General features: G+C 63.8%; 14 protein-coding genes. 8 read left to right on the plus strand and 6 right to left on the minus strand.

Annotated features, from left to right (window positions below; translation table 11 throughout):
• Positions 1–3 precede the first annotated feature (3 nt).
• Positions 4–879 (plus strand): signal peptidase I, encoded by an 876-nt coding sequence (lepB, locus tag LZ538_RS04015; RefSeq protein ID WP_249830836.1) that lies wholly within the window; start codon positions 4–6, stop codon positions 877–879.
• On the plus strand, positions 879–1970 hold the full coding sequence (locus tag LZ538_RS04020) for an AI-2E family transporter (RefSeq protein ID WP_249830697.1): 1092 nt from the start codon (positions 879–881) through the stop codon (positions 1968–1970). The genes lepB and LZ538_RS04020 overlap by 1 nt, the downstream gene beginning before the upstream one ends.
• 3 nt (positions 1971–1973) lie before the next feature.
• On the opposite strand, the gene LZ538_RS04025 is transcribed toward LZ538_RS04020, so the two are convergent.
• Both LZ538_RS04025 and rpsU read right to left on the minus strand, forming a co-directional pair.
• Positions 1974–2462 (minus strand): FKBP-type peptidyl-prolyl cis-trans isomerase, encoded by a 489-nt coding sequence (locus LZ538_RS04025; RefSeq protein ID WP_249830698.1) that lies wholly within the window; start codon positions 2460–2462, stop codon positions 1974–1976.
• Positions 2463–2476: 14 nt separating this feature from the next.
• Positions 2477–2683 (minus strand): 30S ribosomal protein S21, encoded by a 207-nt coding sequence (gene rpsU, locus LZ538_RS04030; protein WP_155265546.1) that lies wholly within the window; start codon positions 2681–2683, stop codon positions 2477–2479.
• Between the two features lie 283 nt (positions 2684–2966).
• Between rpsU and LZ538_RS04035 the strand changes: the two genes are divergently transcribed.
• Positions 2967–3641: a murein L,D-transpeptidase catalytic domain family protein gene (locus tag LZ538_RS04035; RefSeq protein ID WP_249830699.1), complete on the plus strand. Its 675-nt coding sequence runs from the start codon at positions 2967–2969 to the stop codon at positions 3639–3641.
• A 51-nt stretch (positions 3642–3692) separates the two neighbouring features.
• Here LZ538_RS04035 and LZ538_RS04040 read toward each other — a convergent pair whose 3' ends face one another.
• Positions 3693–5087, minus strand: a complete 1395-nt coding sequence (locus LZ538_RS04040) for a L,D-transpeptidase family protein (protein WP_249830700.1) — start codon at positions 5085–5087, stop codon at positions 3693–3695.
• A gap of 165 nt (positions 5088–5252) precedes the next feature.
• Between LZ538_RS04040 and LZ538_RS04045 the strand changes: the two genes are divergently transcribed.
• From LZ538_RS04045 to LZ538_RS04055, 3 genes are all read left to right on the plus strand, one after another.
• The gene (locus LZ538_RS04045; protein WP_249830701.1) at positions 5253–5558 is read left to right on the plus strand and encodes a PilZ domain-containing protein; all 306 of its coding nucleotides are present in this window, start codon (positions 5253–5255) and stop codon (positions 5556–5558) included.
• 25 nt (positions 5559–5583) lie between these two features.
• Positions 5584–5880 (plus strand): PilZ domain-containing protein, encoded by a 297-nt coding sequence (locus LZ538_RS04050; protein ID WP_249830702.1) that lies wholly within the window; start codon positions 5584–5586, stop codon positions 5878–5880.
• Between the two features lie 127 nt (positions 5881–6007).
• The gene (locus LZ538_RS04055) at positions 6008–6262 is read left to right on the plus strand and encodes a hypothetical protein (protein WP_249830703.1); all 255 of its coding nucleotides are present in this window, start codon (positions 6008–6010) and stop codon (positions 6260–6262) included.
• On the opposite strand, the gene LZ538_RS04060 is transcribed toward LZ538_RS04055, so the two are convergent.
• Positions 6259–7158: a peptidylprolyl isomerase gene (locus LZ538_RS04060; protein ID WP_249830704.1), complete on the minus strand. Its 900-nt coding sequence runs from the start codon at positions 7156–7158 to the stop codon at positions 6259–6261. The two genes, LZ538_RS04055 and LZ538_RS04060, sit on opposite strands and share 4 nt — an antisense overlap.
• A gap of 60 nt (positions 7159–7218) precedes the next feature.
• Here LZ538_RS04060 and purT point away from each other — a divergent pair, with 60 nt between their 5' ends.
• Positions 7219–8394, plus strand: coding sequence for a formate-dependent phosphoribosylglycinamide formyltransferase (purT, locus tag LZ538_RS04065; protein ID WP_249830705.1), 1176 nt, complete (start codon positions 7219–7221; stop codon positions 8392–8394).
• A 10-nt stretch (positions 8395–8404) separates the two neighbouring features.
• Complete coding sequence (locus LZ538_RS04070; protein ID WP_249830706.1) at positions 8405–8815, plus strand: hypothetical protein; 411 nt, start codon at positions 8405–8407, stop codon at positions 8813–8815.
• A 17-nt stretch (positions 8816–8832) separates the two neighbouring features.
• Here LZ538_RS04070 and LZ538_RS04075 read toward each other — a convergent pair whose 3' ends face one another.
• The gene (locus tag LZ538_RS04075) at positions 8833–9096 is read right to left on the minus strand and encodes a hypothetical protein (protein ID WP_249830707.1); all 264 of its coding nucleotides are present in this window, start codon (positions 9094–9096) and stop codon (positions 8833–8835) included.
• A 152-nt stretch (positions 9097–9248) separates the two neighbouring features.
• A complete protein-coding gene (gene ykgO, locus LZ538_RS04080) occupies positions 9249–9374 on the minus strand; it encodes a type B 50S ribosomal protein L36 (RefSeq protein ID WP_118857849.1) in 126 nt (41 codons plus the stop codon).
• Between the last annotated feature and the right edge of the window lie 123 nt (positions 9375–9497).

Genomic DNA, 9497 nt, shown 5'->3' on the forward strand with positions numbered 1-9497 from the left:
TTGTTGACCGATACTGTGCCCGAGGCGACTGAGCAGCCTGCCTCGACCCCATCCGATAAAAAGGACAGCAAGGGCTCCGCTTTGTGGCGCGAGATCAAAGGCCTGTTGTGGGTGTTGCTCGCGGTGCTCGCGTTCCACAGCTTCATCGCCAAGCCGTTCTACATCCCATCCGAATCCATGATGCCGGGCCTGCTGACCGGCGACCGGCTCGTGGTCAGCAAATATCCGTATGGCTGGTCGTGGGTCAGCCCGAGCTTCCACGTCTTCCCGCCGATGGAAGGGCGCCTGCTCGGGAAGCTCCCCGAGCGAGGCGACATCGTGATTGTCACGCCGCCCGGCACGCGCACCGATTATATCAAGCGGGTCATAGGCCTTCCGGGAGACATCCTGCGGATGACAGACGGCACGCTCTACATCAACGGCCAGCCGGTGAAGCGCGAGACGCTTGCCCCGGCGATGGTTCCGGTCGACGCCAACTCGCCATGCGGGTCGGAGCGGGACCCGGCGCTCTATAATTTCCGCACGCGCGCCGCGAACGGCGAATCGTACTGCCGCGTCCCGGTCGTCCGTGAGACGCTGCCTAATGGCCGGACCTATGAGACCGTCGAGCTCGGCCGCTCGATCACGGACAATTTCGGGCCCGTCCGCATCCCGGCTGATCACGTCTGGCTGATGGGCGACAATCGCGACGATTCGGCGGATAGCCGCGTGCCGGAATGGCAGGGCGGTCTTGGAGGCCCAGTGCCTTGGGAGAATATCGGCGGCCGTGCCGAGTTCATCACTTTCTCGCTCGACGGCACGACGGAATGGTTCAACCCGCTTACCTGGCTCGAAGCCTTCCGCTCCGGCCGCGCCGGCCGATCGCTGCGTAACGAATAATGGCCCAGCCGCCGACCACCGAGCCTCACGTAGAACGGCCCGGTCCGGCGGAATTTCGCGATCCTGTCGTCCGGCGGGAGATGGCCAAGGCTGCCGTGTGGCTCGGCATGGCCTTGCTCATCGTCGGCATCGTGGTCCTCGCCCAGCCGCTCCTGTTGATCGTTGGCGGTGCGATCTTCGCTGTCTTCCTCGATGGGGGCGTGCGGCTGCTCGGCCGCTATCTGCCGGTTGCGCGCGGGTGGCGGCTCCTGCTCGTCCTCATGCTGGGGTTTGGCTTCCTCGGCTGGGTGTTCTGGTTCGCCGGAACGACCATCGCGGCGCAGTTCGAGGACTTGCGGCAGGTAGTAACCGCCCAGTTCCATCGGCTGCTCGAGTTCGCGAGCTCCCTTGGACTGATGCCGCGGGGCGAGCCGAGCAATCTTGGCAGCCAATTCCTCGGCTCGGTCGGAAGGCTGACCAGCGCAGTCGGAAGTGTCCTCGGCGCCGTCACCAGCGTCATCGCCATGCTGGTCATCGGCATATTCCTGGCTGCCGAGCCGCGGATCTACGATCGCGGGATCGCCTGGATGCTGCCCCTGCGGCACCGCGCGGGTTTCTACCGCATCGCCGCCCATGTCGGCTTCACGCTGCGGCGGCTGTTGTTCGGCCGCCTCGTCGGGATGCTGTTCGAAGGCGTTTTCACCTGGCTCATGCTGACCCTTGGCGGAGTTCCGATGGCCGCCTTGCTGGGCCTTGTTACCGGCGTCCTCGCCTTCATTCCCAATATCGGGGCCATCACATCGGGCGTACTGATGGTTGCGGTCGGATTCAGCGCGGGGCCGCATCAGGGGCTCTACGCCATCTTCGTCTATTTCCTGGTGCAGAACATCGATGGCTATGTCGTCCTGCCCTACATCGCGCGAAAGACGGTCGACCTTGCCCCCGCGATCGTGCTGGCGATGCAGCTGCTGATGGGCGCTTTGTTCGGCATTCTGGGAGTGCTGTTCGCCGATCCGATCCTGGCTACGATCAAAGTCGTGCTGGTCGATCTCAGCCGGAAGCACGCGGAGGAAAAGGCCGAGGCCGAGAAAGTCGTGGCAGCCCCGGGCTGAGACCTATTGTTGCGGGGCGCCGCCCTGCATCATGGCCGCTGCGTTCGGCGCGACCTGGACCACGTGGATATCGAATTCGAGGTCGGCGTTCGGCGGAATCGGCCCGCCTGAAGGCGGATTGGCGCCATAAGCGAGATCGGACGGAATATGGAGCTTGTAGCGGCCGCCCTGCTGCATGCGGGTGAGGCCTTCGGCGAAGCCCGGGATCACCTGCCCTACGAGGAGCGGAGCGGGGCCCTTGCCCTCAGTGCTGTCGAAGACGGTCCCGTTCTCCAGCTTGCCGGTATATTCGATGAGGACGCCGTCCTGAGGCTGGATCAGCGGGCCGCTGCCCGGCTGCACGGTCGTAACCTGGACTACGCGGCTCTTGACCGATTCGGCACCGGCCCAGGCGAGACCGAGGCCGCCGAGAATCACGATAAGAAAGCCGAGCCAAAGCTTCAGCGCCCGGCCGCGATGGGCGGGACGATGGGCGGCTTCGGCGACGGACATCCGGGGCGGGAAGCTTAGCGGGCGCCTTCGCGCTCGGCGCGCTTGCGCTCGAGCTTGCGAGCGCGGCGAATCGCAGCGGCACGCTCGCGGGCGCGCTTCTCCGAGGGCTTCTCATAGTGACGGCGCAACTTCATCTCGCGGTAGACGCCCTCGCGCTGCAACTTCTTCTTGAGCGCGCGCAGCGCCTGCTCGACATTATTGTCGCGAACGATGATCTGCATAAAAGCTCGTCACACTCCTCGAATTATTTCAGCGGCTAGGCGGCGCATTTTCGCCGGCAGCACAATATCGTCCGTCAGAGGCTAGCCTCGGCGGAGGCGGCCCCTTAGCAGCACCCGCTATGTCGTTCAACCCGTACGTGGCGCACGCGTATTGCGACGAGTCGTTGGGCCGGGACGGTGAAAAGAGAAACATGAACGAATGGGTTATCGGCCATTAACCGATTGAATGATAAACCATCCGCTTCACAACCGGAGGGTGGGAATGTCCTTGAATCGGCGGGAAATGTTGCGTCTGGGTGCAATCGGTGCGGCCGGTGCGATGCTTTCTTCTGCGGCTAGCTCGAGCGTGCTGCCGTCGCTGATCATGCCTGGCACTCATCCCGGCGCAGCGCCTGTGCCGCCTTCGCCGAGCCCGGCGCAGATCCTCGCGCCGACCGCCCCTGCGGGCATCGATCCGCAGCTTTTCCAGCGCGCCAAGTTCGCGCTCGACCAGCACAAGATCGGCCCGCGCGACGCGATCGGCATCGTCGATTTCAGCAAGCCTTCGAGCGACCCGCGCTTCCACGTGGTGGACCTGCGCAGCGGCGTGGTTGACACCTATCGCGTTGCTCACGGCCGGGGTTCGGATCCCGATCACAGCGGCTTCGTCGAGCGGTTCTCGAACGATTTCGGCAGCCACGCCACGTCGAACGGCACTTACACCACCGCCGATTATTACAACGGCAAGTACGGCCTTTCGATGAAGGTCCGTGGGCTCGACTGGAGCAACTACAACGCCGAACCGCGCGCCATCGTCATCCACAACGCCTGGTACGCCGAGCCGGAGATGATCGCGACGCACGGCAAGCTCGGCCGTTCGGAGGGCTGCTTCGCGTTCAGCCGCGACGATCAGTGGTCGGTGATGCGCAAGCTCGCCGGCGGCCGGATGATCTTCGCCGACAAGCTGCAGACAGCCTGAGCCGGTAAACACCTGAAGAGTTCAAAGCCCCGGCCTTGCCGGGGCTTTTTCTTATCTCGCGGTAGCGACCTCGGTCTTCGGTTTCGGCGCGAACATCTTCGCTCCACCGTCCTTGGTCTGGAGCGCCGCCAGCGCCTTGCCGTCGCGTCCGTACAAATCGTTGTAATCGACGATCTTGCCGTCGTTCAGGGCCGCGGCGCTGAAATAGACGATATAGACCGGCACCGGTTTCACGAAGTTCGCCTGCTTGGTCTTCCCGCTGGCGAGCTGCGCCTGGATCTTGTCGGGCGTCCATTCGCCGCCGTCGTCTCCCAGCAGCTCGGTCGCGAGATCGAGGATATGCTCCGTGCGGATGCAGCCGTGGCTCAGTGCGCGCATGCGGCTGCTGAACCGGCTCCGCGCATTGGTGTCGTGCAGGTAGATGTTCTGCGGATTGTACATCACGAACTTGACCTGTCCCAACGCGTTGGTCGGCCCCGGCGGCTGACGCCAGCGCTTCCCATCGGACGACTTTACGAAGCCCTTCTTGCCCACGACCTCGTGGGTGATGCTGGGCGGGACTTCCCACCAGGGGTTGAGCATCACGCCGACCGCCATGGCCGAAAGCTGCGGGGTCGGAGTCTTGGTCGCACCCGCGATCGCCCGATGCTTCCAGCGATTCACGCCATTCTCGACCAAAGTGGCGTGAAAGCCGGGCACGTTGACGATGATATATTTTTCGCCGAGCTCGCGCGGCAACCAGCGCCAGCGATCCATGTTCAGCTTGATGCGGTTGAGCTTGGCCGCATCCGACGCGGGAGTAACCGCCAGCGCTTCCTTGAGCGCAGCATATTGCGGATGGGTTGGAAGCAGCCCGTCGAGCGCGCCGCGGATGTTGTGGCTCGCCAGCGCCGACCGCAGCAGCGCATCCTGCCTGGCGGCATCGAGGTCCTTGTCGACGACGAACCACTGAGTCCGGGCCGACCTGTGGACATGGCCCAACGCGAGGTCGTTGGAAACGCGATTGAAGCGGCTCGTCGCCTCCTGCGACATCAGCAGCGGGTTGCCCGAGCGGATCGCAGATTCCAGCCCGGCCAGGTCGTAATCAGCGGGCTCGAGCCCATCGCGGCCGATCTGCTGAATATAATAAACCAGGTCTTGCGCGCTCACCGGATCCCAAACGGCCGGCGGCAACGGCGGCGGTTCCGGAAGCGGCTGCGCCACAGGGGCTCCCGGCACGGCGCCTTGATTCACAGGGACCGGAATTGCCGGCGTGCCCGTAACAGGACCCTGCGTCACCGGCCTTGCCAGCGGAGCCGGCGCCTTCGGCGCGGGCGCTGTCGGAGCTGGAGCCGGAGCGACCGGGCGAAGCTGCGCAAGAGCCGGAGAGGCGACGATCAGGGCGGCGCAGCAAGCGAGTGACAGACGCTTTGCGCGAAAGCCGAAGTGCGACGTCAAACCATTCATTTCAAACGATTACCCCCAACTACGCCCAGTCATACACGCCGCCTGTCGGCGCTACCAGTGACGCGGCGGCAACACTCGCCGCGAGAAACAATGCAAACGCATCGCAAACCAATCCTTAAGGGGGGCTGGCTAAGTTCGACATCCAGCCATGTGGGGAGGCTTTAGGTGTCGTCCAGGTTCATTCTCGACGGTGCGATGATTCCGCGCAGCGAGAAGCGTACGATCGATGAGCGTGATGAGCCGCGTTATGCTGCCTCGTCCAGCACGGCGGTGATGGAGTTTCGCGGCCGCAAGCACGTCATCCGCCTCATCAATGTCTCCAAATCGGGTGCCATGGTCATTTTCCCACACACGCCGAACATCGGCGAGCGACTGACGCTCCAGCTGCTTGACCGCGGAATGGTCACGGCACAGGTGCGCTGGGTCAAGGACGGGCGGATCGGCTTGTCCTTCCTCACGCCGATGGAGTAGGTTTCGCGTGGAGATGAGTTTTTCGATGATCAAGGCGCGCATCGCCGAAGACCAGAGCGATCGCCGGCGAATGTCCCGCTGGTCGGTCGACCTTGACGCCAAGGTGCGCGAGTTGGGCGCAAGCGGCGTCGAGGCCCGCGTGCTGAACATCTCCGAAAGCGGCTTCATGGCCATATCCGACGGGCGCTTTGAAGTCGGCTCGCGCGTATGGTTGATCCTGCCGGGGCGCGAGCGCGCCAACGCGCTGGTGAAGTGGACTGCGGGCGACAAGCTCGGCGCTGAATTCGCCGAGCCGATCTCGCTCGAAGGCCTGAAGGCCTGACCTTACCCAACATCTGACCGAACCCGTCCGTCGGTTCGTCTCGTTCTTACCTCCGAACTGCCGAGACCGGCCTCGCGACGCGCAACCGCCCGCATCGTCGCTCGTTGGGGTCGGCGCAAAGGAAGGAATGCAGATGCCTGTAGGCTTCACCGCAAGCGAACTTCGCAGGCCCTCAGAGCGGGGTTATCACGCCGTCTATCGCGAACATGAGGTCAATCACTGCCCCGGCTGCGGCCGCACCCAATGGCTGATCGGCCGCATGTCCGCTGAATGTGCGTTCTGCGCGACCGCGCTACCGCTCGCCGAGGCGAGCATGCGCTCGCACAACGGACCGGTGGTCATCCAGCACAAGAACCGGCACGCGGACGCCTGGGCGGCCTAGCCGCGCTCGCCCGTCACCTTCCGTCGAATCGGAACCTGGACGTTGCACAGATCGACGCCGCCCGCAGGTCGCTTGTAGAAATCGTCGTTTCGGTTGGCTCGGACTCGCAGATAGTCAGCGAAGCTGGCGCTTGAAGTGTCGAGATATTCGAATGCCGGCCGGTCGGCGACGGGCATCTGGCTTGCAAGCCTCAGTGCGCTGATTGGAACGTACTGGGCCTTGTCCTTGTAAAACCCGAGGGCTTCGGTGCCGCGAGGAAGCGAGCTCAGCCGATCGATGCCTTCGATGACGCGCCCGACAACAGCGAGGTTGCGATCCATATGCCGCGGCGCGTGGCCGATTACCGCGTAAAGCTCACCGCCGGTCCCGGTGTCGGGATCGAGCCCCCGCCCTACGCCGACCGTCGCGTAGCAATGGGCAAGCGTCGCCCAGCCGTCTTTCGGGCTGTAGGCGACCGGCCAGCCGTTGGCGAAGCCCGCCGCCGGCGCATAGGGATCGGGCGAACCGAGAGGCGTGATCACCAGCCCGTCCATCGCGCGCCAATATTCCGCCGGAGGCTTTGGCGTCACGCCCTGCGGCCAGGGCTTCTCGCTGTCGTTATTGCCCCATTGGGCCACATAATTGTCCTGAACCCGATATACGGTGGCGCCAGCCCAGTAACTGGCGCGGGCAAGCGCTTTCACGTTGGCTACGTGCACGGGAGTGAAATCAGGGGCCAGCTGGACAACGACCCGGCCTCCGTTCTGCAGGTCGAGCACCAGCAGGTCATCCGCCGGGATCGTTTTCCAGGCTGAAGCCGGAGCGGCCGTGACGATGTCGGTAGGAGTCGCAAGCTTTTGAGGAGGCGCTGCCCCGATCAGGGCCGCTGCGGTACTCACCAACAACAATGCACGCATGTTTCCTCCCCCTCTGTGGCCGGTCTAGCCGACGATAACGCCGCCCGCTATCGCCGGTCCATGTATCTTGCGACGCTGATGTTGTTGGGCTCGGGTGAGCTGGGTCGTGAATTCGGGATTGCCGCCAAGCGGCTGGGCTGCCGGCTGATCGCCTGTGACCGCTACGCCGGGGCGCCGGCCATGCAGATTGCCGATGCATCGGAAGTCTTCGCAATGCTCGACGGGGCTGCGCTCCGCGCCGCGGTCGAGAAGCACAAGCCCGACTTCATCATCCCCGAGATCGAGGCCATCGACACCGCTACGCTGGCTCAGCTCGAAGGCGAAGGATGGCGCGTCGTTCCGTCAGCGAAGGCAGTGCAGCTGACGATGAACCGCGACGGCATACGCGACTTCGCTGCGCGAGAGCTGGGCCTGGTTACCTCGAAGTACCGTTTCTCCGAAAGCCGAGACGAGGCGATCGCTGCCGCCGAGGAGATCGGGCTGCCGTGCGTGATCAAGCCGGTGATGTCGAGCTCGGGCAAGGGACAAACCGTTGCAAAGACCGCGCAGGATGTCGGCAAGGCGTACGGCTATGCCGTAGCCAACATGCGCGGGGATCGACCGCGGGTGATCGTCGAGGAATTTGTCGAGTTCGACAGCGAGATCACTTTGCTCACGATCGCGACCAAGGACGGCATCCTGTTCTGCCCGCCGATCGGCCATCGCCAGGAGGCAGGCGATTATCGGGAAAGCTGGCAGCCTGCCGGCATTCCGCGCGAGGCGCTGCATTCGGCGCGACACCAGTCCCGCAAGGTCGTCGAGGCGCTCGGCGGACACGGAATCTTCGGCGTCGAATTCTTCGTCCGCGGCGACCAGGCAATTTTCTCGGAGCTTTCGCCCCGGCCGCACGACACTGGAATGGTCACGCTGATCTCCCAGGCGCCGAATGAGTTCGAGCTGCACCTGCGGGCGATTCTCGGGCTACCCATCCCGTCGATCGAGCTGATTGGTCCTTCGGCATCGGCAGTGATCCTCGCCGACAGGGAAAGCGATTCTTTCCACTATGAAGGGGTCGAAGAAGCGCTGGCAGTCGGCGCGCCAGGAAGCCCGGTCGATCTGCGCATTTTTGCCAAGCCGAACACGCTCAAGAACCGCCGCATGGGTGTCACTCTGGCGCGCGCCGAGAGTGCTGAATCTGCAGTCGCCCGTGCTGTCGCTGCAGCCGGTCGCGTCCGCATTCGTTATGATGGCAAGTAAGGAGCCCCCGATGCGAGCCCGCCTAATCCTATTGGTGTCCGCCCTTGCTCTCGGATCTTGCGGGCAGGAGGCCGACAATAGTTCAACCAACCGGCCGCAGATCAAGGTGCGCGGCGCAACGCAGGATGCCCTGCACGACCTCGATGCGATGAACCTGGCCATCGCTCTCAAGCGCGCGATCTATGGCGCGGGATATCGCTGCAAGAGAATCACGGACGCTGGGTTCGTTGGGGAATATCAGAATCTGGACATGTGGATGGCACATTGCGTCGAAGACCGCGGCGGGTCGCGCGATTGGGCGATTTTCACGGGCCCGGACGGAAGTGCGCAGGTCCGGGATTGCCGGGACGTGCCTGGAAGCGGGCTACCGCTTTGTGAAATCAAGAAGCGCCCGAAAGGGAAATTCGGGACTGTCGGCTAAGCGCTAGCTCGCGATGATCAATTGGGGCTGCACTGGCGAGTTTCCTTATACTCGCCGGCTGCGGTGCGCTCCTTCACGGTCACGCATTTGCCCTGCTTCGACTCTTCCCGCCAGCTGCCGTCCGCATTGGTCACGCGATTGGCCTTGGGAACCCGCTTGCCGTCCTTGATCTCGTAGTTCCAGCCGCGGGGCGTGGACTGGTTCTGCGCGTTGGCCGTGCCCGCCGTCGCGACGAGCGCGACCGCGCCGAGCATCAGCGCTTTCATGGCGGTGGTATTCATTGCACGGCTCCTCATCAAATCCGTCTACCACCCGACACATGAACCCGCCCTGACGGCAGGTTGAGCGTCGGACACGACGAATCGTTCACTAGGAAGGTGGCGTTTTTTCCTGCTTTTACAAGGGGCTCCGCGCAGAGCGGAACGCCTGGAGCTTAGCCCTGGCGAGCCTTGAACCGGCGGTTCGTCTTGTTGATGACGTAGGTACGGCCGCGACGGCGGATGACACGGCAGTCACGGTGGCGCGCCTTGAGCGACTTGAGAGAATTGCGAATCTTCATGGCGCGGCGCCTGCCTCGTTCACTGCTGTTACGTTGTTGGAAAGGTCCGAAAACCGGCGGTTCCCCTAGAGAGCGCTGGGCGCCAAGTCAAGGCGTGCACCCTAGTGCAGCACCATATTATCG

The organism is Sphingomonas hankyongi (genome assembly GCF_023516575.1).
Classification (GTDB): Bacteria; Pseudomonadota; Alphaproteobacteria; order Sphingomonadales; family Sphingomonadaceae; genus Sphingomicrobium; species Sphingomicrobium hankyongi.

Bases quoted from the DNA above. Each gene is read 5' to 3' on its own strand.
- LZ538_RS04020 (WP_249830697.1), top strand. From the start codon at position 879: ATGGCCCAGCCGCCGACCACCGAGCCTCACGTAGAACGGCCCGGTCCG.
- LZ538_RS04050 (WP_249830702.1), top strand. From the start codon at position 5,584: ATGATCAAGGCGCGCATCGCCGAAGACCAGAGCGATCGCCGGCGAATG.
- LZ538_RS04070 (WP_249830706.1), top strand. From the start codon at position 8,405: ATGCGAGCCCGCCTAATCCTATTGGTGTCCGCCCTTGCTCTCGGATCT.
- LZ538_RS04075 (WP_249830707.1), bottom strand. From the start codon at position 9,096: ATGAATACCACCGCCATGAAAGCGCTGATGCTCGGCGCGGTCGCGCTC.
- ykgO (WP_118857849.1), bottom strand. From the start codon at position 9,374: ATGAAGATTCGCAATTCTCTCAAGTCGCTCAAGGCGCGCCACCGTGAC.
- LZ538_RS04035 (WP_249830699.1), top strand. From the start codon at position 2,967: ATGTTGCGTCTGGGTGCAATCGGTGCGGCCGGTGCGATGCTTTCTTCT.
- LZ538_RS04055 (WP_249830703.1), top strand. From the start codon at position 6,008: ATGCAGATGCCTGTAGGCTTCACCGCAAGCGAACTTCGCAGGCCCTCA.
- LZ538_RS04060 (WP_249830704.1), bottom strand. From the start codon at position 7,158: ATGCGTGCATTGTTGTTGGTGAGTACCGCAGCGGCCCTGATCGGGGCA.
- LZ538_RS04025 (WP_249830698.1), bottom strand. From the start codon at position 2,462: ATGTCCGTCGCCGAAGCCGCCCATCGTCCCGCCCATCGCGGCCGGGCG.
- purT (WP_249830705.1), top strand. From the start codon at position 7,219: ATGTATCTTGCGACGCTGATGTTGTTGGGCTCGGGTGAGCTGGGTCGT.
- LZ538_RS04040 (WP_249830700.1), bottom strand. From the start codon at position 5,087: ATGAATGGTTTGACGTCGCACTTCGGCTTTCGCGCAAAGCGTCTGTCA.
- rpsU (WP_155265546.1), bottom strand. From the start codon at position 2,683: ATGCAGATCATCGTTCGCGACAATAATGTCGAGCAGGCGCTGCGCGCG.